Origin of the sequence: Dietzia sp. 111N12-1, assembly GCF_001658045.1 — a bacterium.
Classification (GTDB): Bacteria; Actinomycetota; Actinomycetes; order Mycobacteriales; family Mycobacteriaceae; genus Dietzia; species Dietzia kunjamensis.
The window spans coordinates 66,247-85,705 of record NZ_LSSV01000002.1; the positions used below are offsets into that span (position 1 = coordinate 66,247).

Here is a 19,459-nt window from a genome sequence, read left to right on the forward strand (position 1 = left end):
GGAGCCTAGCGGGTGACGGGGTCCGGAATACCGCGACGGCCCACCGCGTTGATTCCCAGCAGGTACCCGGGGTAGGTCCCGGGTCGGAAGGGAGGGTGCGATGCGGACCGCGGTCCTCGACGCCCCGGGCGTGCGGTTAGACTCCGGGACACCGACAGGTGAGGAGTTCCGGTTGCCGACCGAGTTGCAGCCCGACGAGGCCGACCAGCGCGCAGAGAAGTTCGAGGAGCTGGCGATGCCTCTCCTCGACCAGCTCTACGGCGCGGCCTTGCGGATGACCCGGAATCCCGCCGATGCGGAGGACCTGGTGCAGGAGGCCTACGCCAAGGCCTTCGCGGGATTCCACTCGTTCAAGCCGGGGACCAACTTCCGCGCGTGGATGCACCGCATCCTCACCAACGCCTACATCAACCACTACCGCAAGCGTCAGCGCCAGCCCGCGCAGTACCCGACCGATGAGATCACGGACTGGCAGTTGGCCGCCGCGGCCGAGCACACCTCGACGGGCCTCCGCTCGGCGGAGGTCGAGGCGATGGAACTGCTGCCGGACGACGAGATCCGGGCGGCCCTCGCCGAGCTGCCGGAGGAGTTCCGGATGGCGGTGTACTACGCCGACGTCCAGGACCTGCCGTACAAGGAGATCGCGGAGATCATGGACACCCCGCTGGGGACCGTGATGTCGCGTCTACACCGCGGTCGCAAGCAGCTGCGCGAGCTGCTGCGCGACGTGGCCACCGAGCGGGGTTTCGGCCGCGACCGCGAGGAGGGGGCGAAGTGATGAGGGAGCACGACCCACGACTCGACGAGATCGACTGTCGGTCGGCGAAGCGCGACCTGTCCCTGCTGGTGGACCTCGAGTGCGACGACGCCTGCCGCTCTCGACTCGAACATCATCTCGCGGGGTGTCCGGACTGCCGGGAGTTGTTCCTCTCGGAGCGCCGCCTCAAGGCGAAGCTCTCCAGTTCGTGCTGCGAGAAGGCTCCGACCGGGCTGCGGGAACGCCTGATGGTGGAGATCCGACGCACGACGGTGACCACGACGGATGCGGACGGCACCACCGTGGTTCACAGACACACGACCGTCGAGAGACGCGACTTCGGCTGATCCGCGGACGCGGTGACGGACGACGAGGGGGCGGGCACCGGTCAGGTGCCCGCCCCCTCGTCGTCCACGGCGTCCGTACTCAGCTGTTCGGACGCTTACCGTGGTTGGCGTTCTTCTTACGGCGATCCCGCCTCTTGCGGCCACGCTTGCTCATGGTCGCCTCCTTTCGTCGGTGTACAAGTCTTCCATGCGCGGGCCCGTGTGGTTGCATTGGAGGTGTCCGGGGGCCGTTGTCGAGGAAGCAGAGGAATAATCCATATGACTGAACAGGTCCGTGCCGAGATGGTCGCGAACGTCTTGGAGGTCGTCGCGGCGGTCGGCACCGAGGTCGCCGAGGGCGACACGATCGTTCTCCTGGAGTCGATGAAGATGGAGATCCCGGTGCTGTGTGAGGGCTCGGGAACCGTGACGGAGGTCGCGGTGAAGCCCGGCGACGTCATCCAGGCGGGCGATCTCATCGCCGTCATCGACTGACCGATCGGCCGCCACAACGGCGGGAGGCCGGTTCCCACCCTCATCGGGTTGGGAACCGGCCTCTCGTACGCTGGCCGTCCTGGGGTCGGGCGACGTACGCGTCAGACGGTCGGGGTCAGACCGTGGTCCGGGTGCGGGCGCGGCGACGCTTGAGGGCGCGACGCTCGTCCTCGCTCATGCCGCCCCACACGCCGGCGTCCTGGCCGGACTCGAGGGCCCAGGTCAGGCACTCGGCGGTGACGGGGCAGCGGTTGCAGACGATCTTCGCCTCGGCGATCTGCGCGAGGGCGGGGCCGGAATTGCCGACGGGGAAGAACAGCTCGGGATCCTCGTCGCGGCAGATGGCCTTGTGGCGCCAGTCCATGGGAACTCCTTCGTCGTGAGACCGAGGTCGGGTGCGCCGGGCAGCACGAACACGCGCCGTTCAGGCGTGGACCTGTACGATCGACGTGAGAACGTGCGTGTTCGGTGACACCCGACGGGGTGGTGGGGGTTGTACCCGCTCCGCGGGCTCACTCCTGCTGGAGTGGCTCCCGGTTAAGGCAAGGCAAACACGGTGTGTCTGCGCTGTTACAACTGATCGTCCCACGATTCCCTGACAAGTCAACCCTCTTGAACCTCGATGTGGTAAACGTCACGCGCTTTGTCAAATCGGCGCGAAAGCGCACACCAGAGGCTGTTATCGCCTAGGCGGAGCGCGCCCCACCAGGGGTGTGGGGCCCGGTGGATCCGGTGCCACATAGTCTTGAGAGGTGAACGTGAGACGACAGGACGAGCCCCGTGTTCCGGCAGACCCGCGGATCGCGATCCCCGGCCCGGTCCGCCTCGCCGGCTGGATCGCCTCTGCTCAGGGGCTCATCGGCGTGGGCATCGCGGTGATCCTGTTGGTCCGTGCGATCGGCGGCCACCGCGAGGAGACCGTGGTCATCAGCGGGTACGGGACCGCCGTGTGGTTCGCGATCCTCGGGGGCGGGTTGTTGGCCGCCGGGCTGGGACTGCTGCGCGGTCGGCGGTGGGGCCGCGGTCTGGTGGTGATCGCCGAGCTGCTGCTGCTCTTCGTCGCGTGGTACGTGGGGGTGGGGTCGCACCAGTACCTGGCCGGGATCGCCCTGGCGGTGGTGTGTGCCTCCGCCCTGGTGGCGTTGTTCCGGCGCGACGCCGTCGAGTGGTACGCCGCCTGACCGACTGGTACGCCGCCCGGCCAGCCGTCCGCGGCCCGGTCAGGCCAGCAGCTTGTAGGCGTGGATCGAGCCGCCGCGGCGTTCGTAGAGGATGTCGCCGATCTGCGCCAGCCCGGTGACGCCGTCGCCCTCCGCGGAGGTGGCACCCAGCCGGAGTGTCTCGACGCCCGAGTCGTGATCCAGGAGACCGAAACCGCCGGCGACGGGGAGCAGTACCCAATCCCGCGCGGTGGTGACGTCGGGGTCGGGTGACCACCCGCCGGTCAGGCCCGGGCCGGTGGCCCCGCCGGCCGTCCAGGTGTGCTGGCCGGTATCGGTCCGGAAGGCGTGGGTGGCGCCGCCGTCGAACCACCGTGCCTGGGTGTCATCGCCGGAGAGTGTGGTGGCGCCCGGTTTCGCCGCGGGCTCAGAGTCCAGTCGCAGGACGGGGGAGTACTGGCGCGGGGAGGTGAACCATTCGACGGCCCAGGCGCCGTCGCGGTCGGTCAGTGCGAGGACGCCCTCGTCGGTGACGTCGATGATCCACAGGCCCCGGGCGCCGGTGGTCTCCGAGGCGATCTCCTCGGGCTTGCGGCTGTCCTCGGGGACGGTCTCGGCGAGCGTGAGCCGTGTGGAGTCGTCGCCGGGGCAGCGTTCGGCGACGGCGAACCGGTCGTCGGTGAGGTCGGCCGTTCCGAGGGTGCAGCCGGTACGTGGTTGCATGTCGGCTTCCTGGGGCGCCTCGACGGCGCCGTACTCGACGGTGCGGACGAGGTCGTCGCGCCAGATCTCGAGCCGCTCGGGGCTCGAGGCCAGCGCGTGCCGCCAGGTCGAGGTCAGTTCCATCGCGTCGGGGAAGGCGCTCTGTCGGGTGCTCGTGTACTGCTGCGTCGTCGGATCGAGGGCGGTGACGTCACTGCACCCGGCGGCCCCGTCGAACGCCGCGGCGAGGATGTCGGCGTAAAACGTGGCCGCGCAGGGACGTCCGGCGTGTGAATACGTCCACCGCTGCTCGCCCGAGCCCGCGTCGCGGCCCACGAGGGTCCCGTCGTCGTCGAGGGTGACGAGGTTGCCCTTGGTGGTCAGTGGGGCGCCCGCGCCCCCCGACGCGTGGGACCACAGGGGCTGGAGTGAGGTGGGGCGTTCGACTGCGGGCCCGTAGACGGGCTGCTCGTCGTCGGCGGCGCGGAAGTGCGAGCGGTTCGCGCTTCCCGACAGCAGGACGGCGGCGGCCACCACCGCCATGACGACGACGATGACGGCCGCGGTCACCAGATCGCGCCGTGTCCCCCGTTCGGAGGGCACACCGGGGAACCGTCGGCCCGGGCCGCCGGTGGCGTGACTGTCTGCGCGCACGTGCCGTATGTGGGGAGGTGGTGGCCCGGTCAGTCCTGACCGGCCTGGTCGGGCGACGACGACGAGGGGCGCCGACGGCGACGGCGGCGCCGCGGGGGTGCGTCGCCGGGGGTCGCCGAACCGTCTGCGCTGTCGGTCCCGGGAGCGGGGTCACCGGACGTGGCGGGCGTCGAGGCCTCGTCAGCGCCGGAGGCCCCGGTCCGGGTACGCCGCCGACGGGGTCCCGATCCGGTCCCGGACTCCCGGGCGGGCCCGCGGGAGTCGCGGTCGACCGGGCGGCGGCCGGAGCCGGTCCCGGTGGGGGCGCCGACGCGTCCGCCGGCGCTCTCCGGGATCCCGAGATCGGACCGCAGGTGCGGGGACGTCGAGTAGGTCTCGGCGGGCTCACCGGACCCGAGTCCGAGGGCCTTGTCGATCAGGCCCCACCGGGGCAGGTCGTCCCAGTCCACGAGGGTGACGGCGACACCCGTGCGTCCGGCGCGGCCCGTGCGGCCGATCCGGTGCACGTAGGTCTTCTCGTCCTCCGGGCACTGGTAGTTGATGACGTGGGTGACATCGTCGACGTCGATCCCGCGGGCCGCGACATCGGTGGCGACGAGGACGTCGACGTCACCGGAGCGGAACGCCTTGAGGGACTTCTCACGCGCTCCCTGGCCGAGGTCGCCGTGGATGGCGCCCACCCGGAAGCCACGCTCCGCGAGATCGTCGGCCAACTTCTGGGCGGTGCGCTTGGTGCGGCAGAAGATCATGGTGGCGCCACGGCCCTCGGCCTGGAGGATCCGGGAGACCACCTCGGGCTTGTCGAGCGAATGGGCCCGGTAGACGTACTGGGTGGTGTTCTCGTGCGTGGCGCCGGAGTCGGCGGCCTCGGCGCGGATGTGGGTGGGTTTGGTGAGGAAGGTGCGGGCCAGGGTGATGATCGGGCCGGGCATGGTGGCCGAGAACAGCATGGTCTGGCGCTTCTCCGGGACCATGCGCAGCAGCTTCTCGATGTCGGGCAGGAAGCCCAGGTCGAGCATCTCGTCGGCCTCGTCGAGGACGAGGGCCTCGACCTTGCCCAGCACGAGCTTCGACTGGTTCGCGAGGTCGAGCAGGCGGCCGGGGGTGCCGACGACCACGTCGACGCCCTTCTCCAGGGCCTCGGTCTGCTGCTCGTACGGCGTTCCGCCGTAGATCGCGAGGACCTTGAGCGGGCGGGTGCCGGACCCGGAGGCCGCCGGCGCGGTGAGGCCGGTCGCGGCGATCTTGAGGTCCTGGGTGACCTGGACGCACAGCTCGCGGGTGGGGACGATGATGAGCGCCCGCGGGGTGCCGTCGAGCGTCCTGGTCGCCTCGCCGGTGGCGATGCGGTGGAGGAGCGGGACGCCGAACCCGTAGGTCTTGCCCATGCCGGTCCGGGCCTGACCGATGAGGTCGGATCCGGTCAGTGCCAGCGGGAGGGTGAGTTCCTGGATGGCGAACGTGTGGGTGATCCCGCGCTCGGCGAGCGCGGTGACGATCTCCGGGCGGACGCCAAGCTCGGCGAAGCTGGGGGAGGAGTCGGAGGACGGGGCGTCGACGACGGCGGTCGTCGTGGCCATGCCGTCGACTTCTTCGGTGGTGACATCTGTGGTGGACAGGGCGGTGCCTTTCTCGTCTCGCGCGCGGATGGTTCGGGCCGCACAAGGTCCGGCCTCGCGAGCGGGGCGCGCGCACATTTCCACGGGACCTGTCACGCCCGGCGCCGGAGCGATCCGGACCCGGGGAGTGATCCACGTGCACACATCCTATCCCGTGCCGCCGCCTTTCGAGCGCGTCGGGCTAGCCTGGACCGCACGCACCGCCGATGACGGCGTGACATGCGCCTACGACGAGAAGGGCAGGCACCGTGGAGGTCAAGATCGGCATCGCCGACAGCAACCGTGAGCTCGTGTTCAAGACCGGGATGACGCCGGAGGACGTGTACAAGCGCGTCGAGGCGGCCCTGACCGCGGAGGCCAAGGCGGTACTCGAGCTCGAGGACGAGAAGGGGCGCCGTTACCTCGTGTCCACCGATCGGGTGGCGTACGTCGAGATCGGCGAGACCGCGCGCCGCGCGGTCGGGTTCCTCTCCTGAGGGAGTGAACCCCGGGCCGGGGCCGCCCTCGCGGCCCCGACCCCCGGGGGTCAGGCCTGGTTGTCCGGCTCGGTCCGGTCCCTTCCGTGACAAGGGATCTTCGACAGGCCGCCCCAGCACAGCGTGACCGTCGTCGAGACGGCGTCCGCGCGGGGGATCGGCCGGCCGGCGTCGAGCCAGTGCCCGGCGCTGACACGACTGGCCCCGACCAGTCCGACGGCCAGCAGTCGCGAGCGGTGGGCGTCGAGCCCCGAGTCCCCGCGGACGAGGTCGTGGACCGCGTCGATGCAGCCGTCGGTGGCCCGGTCGAGTTCCCGCCGGACGTCCTCGTCACCGGACTCGGAGTAGAAGACCAGCCGGAACCCGCGGGTGTCGGCGTCGGCGTACGCGAAGAACGTGTCGACGGCCGCCTCGACCCTGCGCCGGTTGTCGGAGGTCGAGTCCAGCGCGGCACGGATGCGTCCGAGCAGTTCGTCGACGTGGTGGCGCAGCACCTCGATGTACAGGTCACGTTTGGAATCGAAGTGCTGGTAGAGCACCGGCTTGGAGACGCCGGCCAGGACGGCGATGTCATCCATCCCGGAGGCGTGGAAGCCCTGGTCGACGAACACGGTCCCGGCGGCGTCGATCAGCTGGCTGCGCCGGGCCCCGCGGGGGAGCCGGGCCGCTCGGGTGCGGCCCGGTGCGGCCGGGAAGGATCCGTCCGGGCTCGTCATCTGCTGGCTCCTTCTCCGCCCGGGCGGGAGTCGACAGGCGTCCGGGCCAGACGGACAATACCCGCAGCCGCGGAGTGCGGGAGGAGGCGCCTCACCCCTCATGTGGGATCGTGTAGGCCTTGACTTCAGGAGTGGACGTGGAGGTGTACGGATGAGCGACGGCCGTCGCCGGACGCCGGGCGGTGCGGACGCCGAGGGTCGTCAGCGACCCCCGTACTACCCTCCGCACGGCGAGCCGCTGCGCGCGCCGTGGGACCCGCAGGAGTCGACCCCGGGGCGCCGCCGGTCGGTGCCCGGATCCCGGGACCACCTGCGTCGGCAGACCCCGGTCGGCAGGTTCTTGGCCACCTGGGGCTGGCGCGCGTACGCGATCCCGGTGCTCGTGGTGCTCACCGCCCTGGTGATCGGGGACGCCATCGTCTCGCCGGGCGCGTCGGACGAGGACCGGGTGGTCCGGGCGGAAGAGACCCCGGCCGTGGTCGGGGTACCCGCGGCGGGTGAGGTCCCGCCCAGTGGTGAGTTGCCGGAGGGCGGCTCCTTCATCGGGGCCGCGAGCGGGGAGTTCAGGATCGTGCCCGGCGGCACCGATCCGGTGGGACGCCCGACGGCCGAGCAGTTCAGCTACACGGTCGAGGTCGAGGACGGGATCGACACCGTCGACTTCGGCGGGGACGACTCGGTCGCCAGGATGGTCGACGCGACCCTGGCCAACCCCAAGAGCTGGACGGCCGACGGCGCAGTCGCGTTCCGGCGGATCGCCGGTGACGAGCCCGCGTTCCGGGTCTCGCTGGCGAGCCCCATGACGGTCCGCGAGAACTGCGGGTACGACATCGAACTCGAGGCGAGTTGCTACAACTCGGCCACGGGTCGCGTCTACCTCAACCTCGCGCGCTGGGTGCGGGGAGCGAGGTCGTTCCAGGGCGACATCGGGTCCTACCGGCAATACCTGGTCAACCACGAGGTCGGCCACGCGATCGGCTACCCGGCCCACGAGCCGTGCCCCGCGGACGGCGCCCTGGCGCCGATCATGATGCAGCAGACGTTCGGCGTGAACAACGGCGACATCCACCAGTTGGATCCCGAGGGCGTGGTCCCGGACAACGACGACACGTGTCGATACAACGCGTGGCCGTTCCCCGACGGACCCCCGGTGGCGGGATGACCGCCGCGGGCGGACCGGGGGACCGCGGCCTTCCCCCGCTGGTGGACCCGGTACCGGAGCTGACGAGGGACGAGCGGGAACGGTACTCGCGGCACCTGTTGCTCGGCGCGATCGGCGACGAGGGGCAGCGTCGCCTGCGCGCCGCGTCGGTGTTCGTCGTGGGTGCCGGCGGCCTGGGTGCCCCGGTGCTCATGTACCTTGCCGCGGCGGGTGTCGGGCGGATCACGGTCGTCGACGACGACGAGGTGGACCTCGGCAACCTGCACCGGCAGGTGATCCACTCCGTCGGGGCCGTGGGCCGACCCAAGGTGGACTCGGCGAGGGACCGTCTGGCCGAGTTGGCGCCCGGGGTCCGGGTCGACGCGATCCACGCCCGACTCGACGCCCTGAACATCGAGTCGCTTCTCGAGGGCCATGATCTGGTGATCGACGGCAGCGACAACTTCGCGACCAGGTACCTGGTCTCCGACGCCTGTGAGATCGCCGGGATCCCGCTCATCTGGGGGACCATCGACCGCTTCCGGGCGCAACTCGCCGTGTTCTGGTCGCGCCCACCGGCGCCCGCCGACCCGGTGACCCTGCGGGACCTCTACCCGTCCCCACCGCCTCCCGGGTCGGTGCCCAGCTGTGCCGAGGCCGGGGTCGTGGGCGCGCTGTGCGGCACGGTCGGGTCGATGATGGCCATGGAGGCGGTCAAGCTCGTCACGGGAGCGGGCCGGCCCCTACTCGGACGCCTGGTCCTGATGGATCTGCTCGAGTCGACCCACCGGGCGGTGACGATCCGACCGGACCCGTCGAGGGAGCCGGTCACCCGACTGCCCGACGGGGCCGACGACGTCTCCTGCGAGATGCCGGCGGCCGGGCCGGCAGCCGTGCCGGTCGTCACCGCCGCCGAGCTCGCGGAGGAGTTGACGCAGGCGGGGTCCCCCGGCGCTGCCGCCCCGGTCCTCGTGGACGTCCGCGGGGCGGGTGAGCGGTCCATCGCCCGGATCGAGCCGTCGGTGTGGGTGCCCCTGGACTCGGTCGCCGAGGACGCCGCGGACCCCACCGGTGTCCTCGGTCGCGCCGCCGCCCGGGGGCGCCTGGTCCTCTACTGCAAGTCCGGTGTGCGCTCCGCGCGCGCCGCCACGACCCTGTCCGGGGCCGGATTCACCGGCGTCCGGTCGTTGGCGGGCGGAATCGACGCGTGGACACGCGACGTCGACCCGTCCCTGCCCGGGTATTGACCGAGGAGGTGGGTAGCGTGGGCGGCGTGAACGATGCGAGGGTCCCCGAGCACGTCCGTGGCGCGTTCGGCGTGACGGACGGCCCGGCCGTCCCCGTGGTCGCCGGCTCCGGGACCGGCTGGCTGGTGTCCACCTCCGGTGCCGCCGTCGTGCTCCGCCCCGTCGCGGACACGGCGCTGGCGAACTGGTCCGCCCGGGTCCGGGAGGAACTGGACGTGACGGGGCTACGGGTGGCCCTCCCCGTCCGCTCGACCGATGGACGCCACGTCGTGTCCGGCTGGCGCGCCGACCGGGTGGTGTCCGGTCGCCCCGAGGCGCGCGCCGACGAGACCATCGCGTGGTCCGCGCGGATCAACGCGGCGCTCGCCGACGTGGAGCCCCCGCGGCCCGCCACCCGCCCGGCGAGGCGGCCGTGGGCCGAGACCGACCTGTTCGCGTTCGCCGAGGCGGCCGCCTGGGACGGTGACCCCGAGCACGACCTGGCGCCCGGGATGGAGGACCGCGGTACGCCCTTCGCGACCCACCGTGCGGCCGCTCTGCTCGGTGCGACGGGCCTCATCCGGCACCGCAGGCCGGTCGGGATCCCCGTGACCGGCGTCGTCCACGGGGATCTCGCCCGGGGTCTGCTCTTCGACTCGTCCGCCGAACCCGCACTGACCGACGTCGTGCCCTATGCCCGGCCGACCTCGTGGTCGGCCGCGGTCGTCGCCATCGACCACCTGTCGTGGGGGACGGCCGACATCGGGGTCCTCGGCAGATGGCGCCATCTCGAGCAGTGGCCCCAGATGGTGTTGCGCGCTGCCGTGTTCCGGTTGGCGGTACACGCGCTGCACCCCGGTTCGCGGCCGCACGCGATGGACGGGTTGCAGTCCATGGCCCGCGAGGTCGGCGAGTTCGTGGGGGACACGTCGGCATGACCCCCCGTTCCCCGCGGGCATCGTCCCGCCAGGGTGCCCTCGCGTTTCCGCTCGTGGCCCTCGTCGGCGTCGTCCTCGTCTCGCTGAACCTCCGGACCGCCGTCACCTCCCTCAGCCCGCTGCTCGGGGTGATCGACGCCGAGATCGGCCTCGGCGCCGCCGGGATGGGGCTGCTCGGGATGGTCCCGACCGCCATGTTCGCCGTCTGGGGTGTGCTCACCCCGATCGTCCTACGCCGGGTGGGTCTGGAGATGCTCACGGTCCTGGCGATGGTCGCGGCGGCCGTCGGGCAGCTCATCCGGGCCGCCGCCCACGACCCCTGGGTGATGGGCGCGGGATCACTCATCGCGCTGGCGGGGATGGGGATCGGCAACGTCGTCGCCCCGCCCCTGGTCAAGAAGTACTTCCCCCGGCACGTGGCCGCGGTCAGCATGGCCTACATCACCGGTCTGCAGCTGGGCACCGTCGTCCCGGCGCTGGTGGCGGTGCCGGTCGAGGAGGCCGCCGGGTGGCGGGTCTCCATCGGGTGGTGGGCGGTCCTCGCCGTCGTCGCCGCGATCCCCTGGATCGTCGAGGTCGTGCGGCCGGGCGTCCCCACCGACTCCCCTCGTGCCACCGGGTCCCCCCGCCCCGCCGACGGCTCCACCGGCAGCGCCCCCACCAGCGCCCCCACCAGCGCCCCCGGCGGCTCCGCCGCGACCCCCACCCGGCGCATCCGCCCGTGGTGTTCGCCCGTCGGCGTGGCGCTGGCCCTGTTCTTCGGAACCAACTCCTTGTGCACGTACGCGTTCTTCACCTGGCTCCCGGCCGTGGCCGAATCGATCGGGATGACGCGCGCGGAGGGCGGGTTGGCGTTGGCGGTGTACTCGGCGATCGGCCTCGTCGCGGCGTTGGTGGTGCCGTGGGCGGCGGGCCGCTTCGAGGACCCGTACGCCGTCGTCGTCGTCTCCGTCGTGTCCTACCTGGCCGGGTTCGCCGGCCTGCTCTGGGCTCCCGGCGCGGCGTGGGTGTGGATCTGCCTGCTCGGCGTGGGACCCAGCACGTTCCCGCTCTGCCTCACGCTGATCAACCTCCGCACGCGCACCCAGGCCGGCTCCGCCGCGCTCTCCGGGTTCTCCCAGGGCGTGGGGTACACGGCCGCGTCCCTCGGGCCGCTCGTGTTCGGCATGCTGTTCGACGGCCCCGGGCTCGGGGCGGGCCTGGCGTTCCTCACGGTGGTGTTGGCCATCATGACGGTCGTCTCGCGGACCGCGTGCCGCCCGAACATGCTCGAGGACACCCTGCGCTGAGGCGTACCGTCCCCCGCGCCGGTCGCGGGCCCGGTCTGCGCGGTGCGGGGTCGACATGCCCTCCGGCGAGCGGCTCGTCCGGGCGGGCAGGGGGGATGTCGTGGTCGTGTGGTCTCATCGAGCCGTGACACAGCCCGCCACCGCCTTGACCGCCACTGCCTTGACCGCCCCTGCCCCGACCGCCCCCCGCGACGCACGCACGGTCGACGAGCACGGAACGTCCTGGTCGGCGGAACTCGACGACCTCCTCGGGCGTGATTGGCCGGGTGCCCGGACGGGCAGGCAGGACCGGTGGGTCGTGCGCGGGGGCCCGGGCAGCGGGAAGACGTCGCTGATCGTCGATGTGGTGCGCTCCGCGGTGGCCGGCGGGGTGGGGATGGACGGGGTCCTGGTGCTCACCGGCTCGGCGGCGGCCGCGGCCACCCTGTTCGAACGGGCCACCCACGGGATGCCCCCGCACCTCGTGGTCGGCACCGACGCGCCCGTCCGCACCGTGCACTCCCTCGCCCACGCGGTCGTCCGGTTGGCGGCCGCGCGGGCAGACGCACCGCCCCCGCGCCTGCGCACCGGGGCCGAGCACGACGCGGTGGTGCGGGAGACCCTGATGGGCGAACTGGCGGACGGGGCCCCGCACTGGCCCGAACAGATGCGGCCGGCTCTCTCCACCGTCGGATTCGCCCGCGAACTGCGCGACCTGCTCCTGCGTTCGCTGGAGAGGGGCATCGGACCCCGTGAACTCGCCCGTCTGGGCCGCACCGCGGGGCGTCCGGCCTGGGTCGCCGCCGCCGGGTTCTTCCGCCGCCACGAGGAGCAGATGGCGCTGCGGTCCGGGGTGCGTTCCGGACAGTCGGACATACCGGAGGCGCTCAACGCCGCAGAACTGGTCGGGGCCGCACTGGACGCCCTCACCGCCGATCCCGATCTGCGCGAGATCTTCCGGTCCCGCCGTCTCGTCGCGGTGGATGACGCGCAGCACCTCGATCCGCTGGCCGCCGAGTTCGTCGCGGCGGTCGGAGGCGGGGCGGACGTCCTGCTCGTGGCCGAGGACGGCGACCAGTCGGTGTTCCGGTTCCGTGGCGCCGACGGGGGTCTCGCCCGGGCCGTGGTGGACCAGGGTGGCCGCGCGATCGACCTGAACACCGGGCACCGCATGTCGCCGGCGATCACGGCCGTCGCCGCGCGCGTCGCGTCGAGACTCCCCGGGGCCGCCCGCCACCGGCCCCGCGAGACGCCGGGCCCGGCCGAGGGGTCGGTGGGGGTGACCGTCGCGGGCTCGTCCGCCGCGGAGGCCGCGGTCATCGCGGACTTCCTCCGCCGTCGACACGTCCTGGACGGCGTCGACTACGCGGAGATGGCGGTGGTGACCCGCTCGCTGCCCCGGATGGCGGACGCGCTCTTCGCCGCCCTCGACGCCGCGGGGGTCCCTGTCGTGGACGCGGGTGCGGAGATCCCGCCCGCCCACGACCCCGTGGCGTCGGCGCTCCTGCTGCTGGTGCGCTCCGCGGTGGAGGGCGAGGCCGGAACCGATGCGGAACGGACACTGGCGATGCTCTCGGGACCGATCGGACGCGCCGACGCGGTGGCCATGCGACGCCTCCGACGCGGCCTGCGTCGCTCCGGGATCGGCGGGAACGAACCGAGCGCGGACACACTGCGCCGGCTCGTGCTCGCGGAGGAGGACCGGATGCCGCCGGGCCTGACGGTGGTGGAACTCGCGCCGGTGACGAGGATCCGGCGGGCCCGCGCGGCGGTCCTGGAGGAACTCGAGACGGGCGGCACCGCGGAGGAGGCCCTCTGGGCCGCGTGGTCGGCGTCGAGACTGGAGAAGCGCCTCGTCCGTCAGGCGGTCGCCGCCGACCCGTGGTCCCGGTCCGCCGACCGCTCGCTCGACGCGGTCGTGTCGCTGTTCGACCACGCCGCCGACTTCGTCGACAGGGTGCCCGGCGGGTCCGTCGCCCTCTTCTGCGACGTCGTCTCCGGCGAGGACCTGCCCGCCCCCGGACGCGCGGACATCAGAGCCCGTGGAGGGGCGGTCAGCGTCCTGTCCGCGCATGCGGCGGTGGGCAGGCAGTGGCGGGCCGTGGCCGTGTGCGGCGTGCAGGACGGAGTGTGGCCGGCACCCCGCCGGCGGTCCGGTCTCCTGGGAGTCGACGAGCTGGTCGACCTGACCGAGGTCGCCGGTGACGGCCCGGTGCCGTCCGAAGCCGAGCGGGCCGTGTCCTCCGCCGCCGCCCGGTCGGCCGAGGAACGTCGACTGTTCTACGTGGCGTGCTCCCGCGCGAGGGATCACCTGCTGGTGACCGCGGTCGAGTCGCCGGAGGAGGGCGACATCGCACCCTCCCGGTTCGTCGACGAGATCTCGGACCTGGCCACCACCACTCCCACCGCGGCGCCCGCCGGGGCGGTGGCAGGCCCGCCCCGGCACGCGCCGAGCGTCTTCACGCTGCCGCACCTGGCCGTGGACCTGCGGGCGGCACTCCATGACCAGGCCACCGACCCCGCGGACGCCCGGCACGCGGCCGGACTCCTCGCCGGGCTCCGCAACGCCGGGGTGGAGGTCGCCGACCCGCGGACCTGGTTCGGCGCGGCCGAGCCGTCCTCGACGACCCCGGTGGTCACCTCGACGCCGGGCGAACCCCTCGCGGTCCTCTCACCCTCCGGTTTCGGTGCCCTGGAGGAGTGCCCCCTCCGGTGGTTCCTCCAGAAGGTGCGAGGCGACTCCTCGGATGCCGGATCGGCGGCCCCTCTCGTCCGGGGCTCGGCGGTCCACGCGCTGACACAGGCGGTGGAGGGAGGGATCTCGGAGGACGCACTGCGGGGGGCCGTGCGGCGACGGGCGGAAGCCCTCACGATGGCCCGTGGGTGGTTCGCCGAGCGGGGCGCGGAGTCGATGGTCGAGATGGCCGAGACCTTCCGACTGTGGCGTGCCTCAACGCGCGACCGGTACACCACCGCCGGGGTCGAGGAGGCGTTCGAGTTCGACGTCGACGGACCGGTGCGGGTCCGCGGACGGATCGACCGGCTCGAGGCGACCACGGCGGGACAGGTGATCCCGGTCGACGTGAAGACCTCCCGGGCCGCGGCGAGCCACGCCGAGGCCGCCGTGCACCCGCAGCTCGCCCTCTACCAACTCGCCGTCGCCGCCGGGGCCGTCGACTCCGCGGCGGGGCGGGCCCCCGGCGGAGGGCTCCTGCTCTACCTGGCGGGAAGGGAGGGACGCATGCCGGCCGAACGGATGCAGGACCCGCTCGGGACGGGGGCCGGGGAGGAACTCACCCGGCGGGTGACGGAAGCGGGCCGCGCGACCATCGGACCGTCCTACACCGCGAGGGTAGGTCGCTGGTGTGAGCACTGCGACGTGAGATCCAGCTGCCCGGCGCAGCCCGAGGGAGAGCAGGTGATCGGGTGACCACGATGATCGAGCCCGACGTCATCGCCGACGCGCTCGGGATCCACCGGCCGACCGCAGAGCAGGCCGAGGTGATCTCTGGTCCGGCGGAACCGACGCTGGTCCTGGCGGGAGCCGGTGCCGGCAAGACCGAGACGATGGCCGCCCGCGTGGTGTGGCTGGTGGCGAACGGCTACGCCCGCCCGGGGGAGATCCTCGGGCTGACCTTCACCCGCAAGGCGGCGCAGCAGCTGTCCCGTCGCATCCGCCGGCGGCTCGACGCGCTGGCGCGCAGTCCCCTGTGCACGGGCCCGGGAGCCGCTCCCGGGATCGCGGAGGCCATCCGCACCGAGGATCCACAGATCTCGACCTACCACGCGTTCGCCGGGACCCTGCTCGGGACGTACGGGCTGCTCGTCCCCGTCGAACCGGACGCGCGGCTGCTCACCCCCACCGCCGCCTTCCAACTCGCCCACGACGTGGTGTCGAGGTGGGAGAGTCCCCTGACGACCGGATCGACCCCCGGCCGGGTGACGCGCGACGTGCTCACGCTGGCAGGACAGCTGTCCGACCACCTCGTCACCACCGACGACCTGCGCACCGACCCCGACCTGATGACCACCCTCGTCGCGACCCTGCCCCCCGGGCCGCGGCAACGCCAGGCCCCCACCCGGTGGCTCCAGGAGACGGCGGACGTGCAGGGGCATCGCGACGAACTGGCGGACCTGGTGGACGCGGTCGCGGCCCGCATGCGCACGGAATCGGCGCTCGATCACGGTTCGCAGATGGCGCTGTCCGCCACCGTCGCGCGCGACCACCCCCAGGTCGGCCAGGCCGAGCGCCGGGCGTTCCGGGTCGTGCTGTTGGACGAGTACCAGGACACCGGACACTCGCAGCGAGTCCTGCTCTCCTCCCTGTTCGGGGGCGGGGCGGGACCCGTCCCTGCCGTCACCGCCGTCGGCGATCCCATGCAGTCCATCTACGGCTGGCGCGGGGCCTCGGCCTCGAACCTCGACCGGTTCCGCGAGGACTTCCCCCTGGCCGACGGTCGGCGGTCGCACCTGCGCGAGCTCACCACCTCGTGGCGGAACCCACCCGAGGTCCTGACGCTGGCCAACCGGATCACCGCGCCCCTGCGCGACCGGCCGGGGTCGATCCCCGTCGCCGAACTGCGAGCCCGACCCGGCGCCGAGGCCGCCGACCTCCGGGTGGCCGTCCTGGACACCGCGTCGGACGAACGGGAATGGCTCGCGGACGCGATCGCCGCGAGATACAGCGCGGCCGCCCGGGACGGTCGCACGCCGACCGCTGCGGTGCTGGTCAGACGCAACGGGGATTCCGCGGCGATCGCCGCCGCCCTCGAGTCGCGCGGCCTGGCCGTCGAGGTGGTGGGGGTGGGCGGACTGCTCGACGTCCCCGAGGTCGCCGACGTCGTCGCGTTGCTCACCGTGGTCTCCCGCCCGGGTGCGGGACCCGCACTGCTGCGCCTGCTCAGCGGCTCCCGGTTCTCTCTCGGAGCCGCGGACCTCGCCGCGCTCGCCCGGCGTGCCTCCCACCTATCGCTGCGCCGGCCCGCGGCCCCCGGCGGGGCGGTGACCGCTCTCGACCAGCTGGAGGACATTCTCGACGGCATCGCCAGGGGGGAGGAGACCGACTCGGCCGGGCTCGCCGACGCCCTCGCCGACCCCGGCCCCGCAGGCGGCTACAGCCCGGACGGCGCCGCCCGCATCAGCGAACTCGCCGGGATCATCTCGGGCCTGCGCGCCCGCTCGTCGGCACCCCCCGCCCGTCTGGTCGCCGCCGCCGAGCAGGCGCTCGGACTCGACGCGGAGGTCCGCCTACGTCAACGCGCGGGAGTCGGCGAGGCCCGCGAGCAGCTCGACGCGCTGCAGGAGGTGGCGGCGGGGTTCCGGCCGGACCGGGGAACAGGACTGGAGGCCTTCCTGTCCTACCTCGACCTCGCGCGCACGGTCGACGGGGGGCTCGCGCGCGGCGAGGTCGCCGCCACACCGGGGCGGGTCCAGATCCTCACCGTCCACTCGGCCAAGGGGCTCGAGTGGGAGATCGTGGCCGTCCCGCACCTGGCGCAGGGGGTCTTCCCGTCCGACCAGGCGCCACAGACCTCGGTGCGCACGGCGACCCAGTTGCCCGAGCACCTGCGGGGGGACCGTGAATCGGAGGACAACCCCGGCGGCGTACCTGTGCCCCGGCTCGACGACGTGACCGACCGGAAACTCCTGCAGGACGCGCTCGAGAGTCATGTCAAGCGGGTCCGGCGACGCTCACTGGACGAGGATCGGCGGCTGTTCTACGTGGCGGTGACACGAGCCGAGCAGACGCTGCTGTTGTCCGGGTCGCACTGGATCGGAGGGGCCGCCACACCCAAGGGCCCCTCGGAATTCCTCGACGAGGTCCTGGAGGCGTGCGGGGGAGACGAGCCACTGGGGGAGATCGATCACCTCGTCGTCACACCCTCCCCGACCAACCCCGCCACGACGACCGTCGTGGAGGCCACGTGGCCTCGACCGGCCGCCCCCGGCCGCGTCGCCGTCGCACGGGCGGTCGACGCGGCCGTGCCGGTGGACCCGGAGAACGAGGACCCGCCGGAATCGGGACCGGCACGCCGCTGGCACCTCGCCGCGGCACCGCTGCTGGCCGACGCGCGGCGGGCGGCCGAACAGCGGGACGAGGTGATCCTGCCCCGCCGGCTCACCGCGGGGCAGATGGTCGCACTGGCGTCCGACCCCCGGGAGTTCGCGGACCGTCTCCGCAGGCCGGTCCCGTTCCGTCCCGACCGCTTCGCCCGGCGCGGGACCCGCTTCCACCTCTGGCTGGAGCACCGCTTCGGCGCCACCCACCTCCTGGACATCGACGACCTGCCCGGCGCCGGCGACCAGGGCGCGGCCGACGGATTGTCCGAGGCGGACCTGACCGCACTGCAGGAGGCGTTCGAGGCATCCCGGTGGGCACGGATGACACCCGAAGCGGTCGAGGTGCCCTTCGAGGTGGGGCTCGGCGAGCACCTGTTGCGCGGACGGATGGACGCGGTGTTCGCCGTCGCCGACCGCGACCGCGACGGCGACCGCGACGGCGACGGCGACGGCGGGTGGATCGTCGTGGACTGGAAGACCGGACGGGTGCCCGCCGAGCGGGACATGCCCGCCGTCGCCCTCCAGCTGGCCGTCTACCGGTACGCGTGGGCCCAGATCGCCACCGCACGCCTGGGACGACCCGTGGGGCTCGACCGCGTGCGCGCCGCGTTCCACTACGTGCGTTCCGGGCGCATGATCGAACCGGCCCCTCTGCCGGACGCCGACGAACTGTCGCGGCTCCTCACCGACGGGCCGGGGCGGGGCCGGTTGTTGTCCCGTGGCGGGCGATAGGCGACGATTCATGTCGATGACGGCACGGTCCCCGCGGGGGACGCGTCGCGGAAACGGAGTCCCATGGTGAAGAAGCGCGCACTGGCATCGCGGTTCCGTGGCCACGACCCGCTGGACGAGAGTCCCGACCATGCGCTCGTGGGCGTGGTGAGCATCCCGGAGAACAGTGAGACGCCGTGGCGGCTGATCGGCAAGCGCGTGGTGATGGCCGTCGTCGCCCTGTGCATCGCTGTGCTGGTGGTGTGGTTCGACCGCGGGGGCTATACCGGTGGCGGCGGAGCGAATGGTGAGCTGACGCTCATCGATTGCTTCTACTACGCCACGGTCTCCCTCTCGACCACCGGTTACGGAGACATCACCCCGATCACCCAGCAGGCGCGGCTGATCAACACCATCGTCGTCACCCCGCTTCGCCTCGTATTCCTGATCCTGCTCGTCGGCACCACTCTGGCCGTGCTGACCGAGCAGTCCCGTCAAGCCTTCAAGATCCAGCGATGGAGAACCCACGTGCGCAATCACACCGTCGTCGTCGGCTACGGCACCAAGGGCAAATCCGCCATCGCCGCGATGCTCGCCGACGACACCGCCCCGGACGACATCGTCGTCGTCGACACCGACCCCCAGGCACTCAAGGCCGCGGCCGCCCACGGTCTGGTCACCGTCCACGGCTCGGCCACCCGGTCCGACGTCCTCAAACTGGCCGGCCTCACCCGCGCCTCCGCTGTCGTGGTGGCCACCAACTCGGACGACACGGCCGTGCTGGTCACCCTCACCGCGCGGGAACTGGCGCCCAACGCGAAGATCGTCGCGACGGTCCGCGAGAGCGACAACAAGCACCTGCTCAAGCAGTCCGGCGCAGACTCCGTGGTGGTCTCCGCCGAGACCACCGGACGTCTCCTCGGTCTGGCCACCAATTCGCCGACCGTCGTGGGGATGATGGAGGATCTGCTCACCCCGGACGAGGGCTTCTCCATCGCCGAACGACGGGTCGAGGAGTCCGAGGTGGGCGGCTCACCCCGGCACCTGGCCGAACTCGTCCTGGGGGTGGTGCGCAAGGGACAGCTCATCAAGGTCAACGAGCCCGAGGCAGACGCGCTGGAGAGCGGTGACCGGTTGCTCTACATCCGGATGATCGCCGACTGAGCGACGGGCAGGGCGGGAACGCCGAGGTGGCCGGGCTACGCTGATC

Annotated in this window: 17 protein-coding genes; 12 read left to right on the top strand and 5 right to left on the bottom strand. The window is 72.6% G+C overall.

Annotation, left to right across the window (positions count from 1 at the left end; translation table 11 throughout):
- Window positions 1-100: 100 nt before the first annotated feature.
- Window positions 101-778: a sigma-70 family RNA polymerase sigma factor gene (locus AYO52_RS01685; RefSeq protein WP_067712319.1), complete on the top strand. Its 678-nt coding sequence runs from the start codon at window positions 101-103 to the stop codon at window positions 776-778.
- Window positions 778-1,104, top strand: a complete 327-nt coding sequence (locus AYO52_RS01690; protein ID WP_067712322.1) for a zf-HC2 domain-containing protein — start codon at window positions 778-780, stop codon at window positions 1,102-1,104. Before AYO52_RS01685 ends, AYO52_RS01690 begins: the two co-directional genes overlap by 1 nt.
- A gap of 79 nt (window positions 1,105-1,183) precedes the next feature.
- On the opposite strand, the gene AYO52_RS19230 is transcribed toward AYO52_RS01690, so the two are convergent.
- Entirely contained in the window at window positions 1,184-1,258 is a 75-nt protein-coding gene (locus tag AYO52_RS19230) for a 50S ribosomal protein bL37 (RefSeq protein WP_370452405.1), read from the bottom strand.
- 104 nt (window positions 1,259-1,362) lie between these two features.
- Between AYO52_RS19230 and AYO52_RS01695 the strand changes: the two genes are divergently transcribed.
- Complete coding sequence (locus tag AYO52_RS01695) at window positions 1,363-1,578, top strand: biotin/lipoyl-binding carrier protein (RefSeq protein WP_067712324.1); 216 nt, start codon at window positions 1,363-1,365, stop codon at window positions 1,576-1,578.
- A gap of 115 nt (window positions 1,579-1,693) precedes the next feature.
- Here the strand turns inward: AYO52_RS01695 and AYO52_RS01700 are convergent, their stop codons facing one another.
- The gene (locus tag AYO52_RS01700; protein WP_067712327.1) at window positions 1,694-1,942 is read right to left on the bottom strand and encodes a WhiB family transcriptional regulator; all 249 of its coding nucleotides are present in this window, start codon (window positions 1,940-1,942) and stop codon (window positions 1,694-1,696) included.
- A 388-nt stretch (window positions 1,943-2,330) separates the two neighbouring features.
- On the opposite strand from AYO52_RS01700, the gene AYO52_RS01705 reads away from it, so the two are divergent.
- Window positions 2,331-2,759, top strand: a complete 429-nt coding sequence (locus AYO52_RS01705) for a hypothetical protein (RefSeq protein WP_156523489.1) — start codon at window positions 2,331-2,333, stop codon at window positions 2,757-2,759.
- A gap of 39 nt (window positions 2,760-2,798) precedes the next feature.
- Here the strand turns inward: AYO52_RS01705 and AYO52_RS01710 are convergent, their stop codons facing one another.
- A complete protein-coding gene (locus AYO52_RS01710; RefSeq protein WP_067712330.1) occupies window positions 2,799-4,094 on the bottom strand; it encodes a hypothetical protein in 1,296 nt (431 codons plus the stop codon).
- Between the two features lie 29 nt (window positions 4,095-4,123).
- The gene (locus AYO52_RS01715; RefSeq protein ID WP_067712442.1) at window positions 4,124-5,743 is read right to left on the bottom strand and encodes a DEAD/DEAH box helicase; all 1,620 of its coding nucleotides are present in this window, start codon (window positions 5,741-5,743) and stop codon (window positions 4,124-4,126) included.
- Window positions 5,744-5,961: 218 nt separating this feature from the next.
- On the opposite strand from AYO52_RS01715, the gene AYO52_RS01720 reads away from it, so the two are divergent.
- Window positions 5,962-6,189 carry a DUF3107 domain-containing protein gene (locus tag AYO52_RS01720; protein WP_067712332.1) on the top strand — a complete coding sequence of 76 codons (228 nt, stop codon included), beginning with the start codon at window positions 5,962-5,964 and terminating at the stop codon, window positions 6,187-6,189.
- A gap of 50 nt (window positions 6,190-6,239) precedes the next feature.
- On the opposite strand, the gene AYO52_RS01725 is transcribed toward AYO52_RS01720, so the two are convergent.
- Complete coding sequence (locus AYO52_RS01725; RefSeq protein ID WP_067712337.1) at window positions 6,240-6,905, bottom strand: TetR/AcrR family transcriptional regulator; 666 nt, start codon at window positions 6,903-6,905, stop codon at window positions 6,240-6,242.
- A 151-nt stretch (window positions 6,906-7,056) separates the two neighbouring features.
- Here AYO52_RS01725 and AYO52_RS01730 point away from each other — a divergent pair, with 151 nt between their 5' ends.
- The 7 genes from AYO52_RS01730 to AYO52_RS01760 all read left to right on the top strand — a co-directional run bounded on the left by AYO52_RS01730 (window position 7,057) and on the right by AYO52_RS01760 (window position 19,413).
- On the top strand, window positions 7,057-8,067 hold the full coding sequence (locus tag AYO52_RS01730; protein ID WP_067712339.1) for a DUF3152 domain-containing protein: 1,011 nt from the start codon (window positions 7,057-7,059) through the stop codon (window positions 8,065-8,067).
- Window positions 8,064-9,293 carry a ThiF family adenylyltransferase gene (locus AYO52_RS01735; protein ID WP_067712450.1) on the top strand — a complete coding sequence of 410 codons (1,230 nt, stop codon included), beginning with the start codon at window positions 8,064-8,066 and terminating at the stop codon, window positions 9,291-9,293. The genes AYO52_RS01730 and AYO52_RS01735 overlap by 4 nt, the downstream gene beginning before the upstream one ends.
- A 26-nt stretch (window positions 9,294-9,319) precedes the next feature.
- Window positions 9,320-10,210 carry a TIGR02569 family protein gene (locus AYO52_RS01740; RefSeq protein WP_253701734.1) on the top strand — a complete coding sequence of 297 codons (891 nt, stop codon included), beginning with the start codon at window positions 9,320-9,322 and terminating at the stop codon, window positions 10,208-10,210.
- Window positions 10,207-11,499, top strand: a complete 1,293-nt coding sequence (locus tag AYO52_RS01745; protein ID WP_067712341.1) for an MFS transporter — start codon at window positions 10,207-10,209, stop codon at window positions 11,497-11,499. The genes AYO52_RS01740 and AYO52_RS01745 overlap by 4 nt, the downstream gene beginning before the upstream one ends.
- Window positions 11,500-11,623: 124 nt before the next feature.
- Complete coding sequence (locus AYO52_RS01750) at window positions 11,624-14,908, top strand: UrvD/REP family ATP-dependent DNA helicase (RefSeq protein WP_253701737.1); 3,285 nt, start codon at window positions 11,624-11,626, stop codon at window positions 14,906-14,908.
- A gap of 5 nt (window positions 14,909-14,913) precedes the next feature.
- Window positions 14,914-18,270 carry an ATP-dependent DNA helicase gene (locus AYO52_RS01755; RefSeq protein ID WP_067712456.1) on the top strand — a complete coding sequence of 1,119 codons (3,357 nt, stop codon included), beginning with the start codon at window positions 14,914-14,916 and terminating at the stop codon, window positions 18,268-18,270.
- 63 nt (window positions 18,271-18,333) lie between these two features.
- The gene (locus AYO52_RS01760; RefSeq protein WP_067712343.1) at window positions 18,334-19,413 is read left to right on the top strand and encodes a TrkA family potassium uptake protein; all 1,080 of its coding nucleotides are present in this window, start codon (window positions 18,334-18,336) and stop codon (window positions 19,411-19,413) included.
- Window positions 19,414-19,459: the final 46 nt, after the last annotated feature.

What these genes read in the sequence shown, in the direction of transcription:
- AYO52_RS01745 (WP_067712341.1), top strand. Translation starts at nt 10,207, where the DNA reads ATGACCCCCCGTTCCCCGCGGGCATCGTCCCGCCAGGGTGCCCTCGCG.
- AYO52_RS01690 (WP_067712322.1), top strand. Translation starts at nt 778, where the DNA reads ATGAGGGAGCACGACCCACGACTCGACGAGATCGACTGTCGGTCGGCG.
- AYO52_RS01695 (WP_067712324.1), top strand. Translation starts at nt 1,363, where the DNA reads ATGACTGAACAGGTCCGTGCCGAGATGGTCGCGAACGTCTTGGAGGTC.
- AYO52_RS01685 (WP_067712319.1), top strand. Translation starts at nt 101, where the DNA reads ATGCGGACCGCGGTCCTCGACGCCCCGGGCGTGCGGTTAGACTCCGGG.
- AYO52_RS01730 (WP_067712339.1), top strand. Translation starts at nt 7,057, where the DNA reads ATGAGCGACGGCCGTCGCCGGACGCCGGGCGGTGCGGACGCCGAGGGT.
- AYO52_RS01700 (WP_067712327.1), bottom strand. Translation starts at nt 1,942, where the DNA reads ATGGACTGGCGCCACAAGGCCATCTGCCGCGACGAGGATCCCGAGCTG.
- AYO52_RS01760 (WP_067712343.1), top strand. Translation starts at nt 18,334, where the DNA reads ATGGTGAAGAAGCGCGCACTGGCATCGCGGTTCCGTGGCCACGACCCG.
- AYO52_RS01735 (WP_067712450.1), top strand. Translation starts at nt 8,064, where the DNA reads ATGACCGCCGCGGGCGGACCGGGGGACCGCGGCCTTCCCCCGCTGGTG.
- AYO52_RS01755 (WP_067712456.1), top strand. Translation starts at nt 14,914, where the DNA reads ATGATCGAGCCCGACGTCATCGCCGACGCGCTCGGGATCCACCGGCCG.
- AYO52_RS01725 (WP_067712337.1), bottom strand. Translation starts at nt 6,905, where the DNA reads ATGACGAGCCCGGACGGATCCTTCCCGGCCGCACCGGGCCGCACCCGA.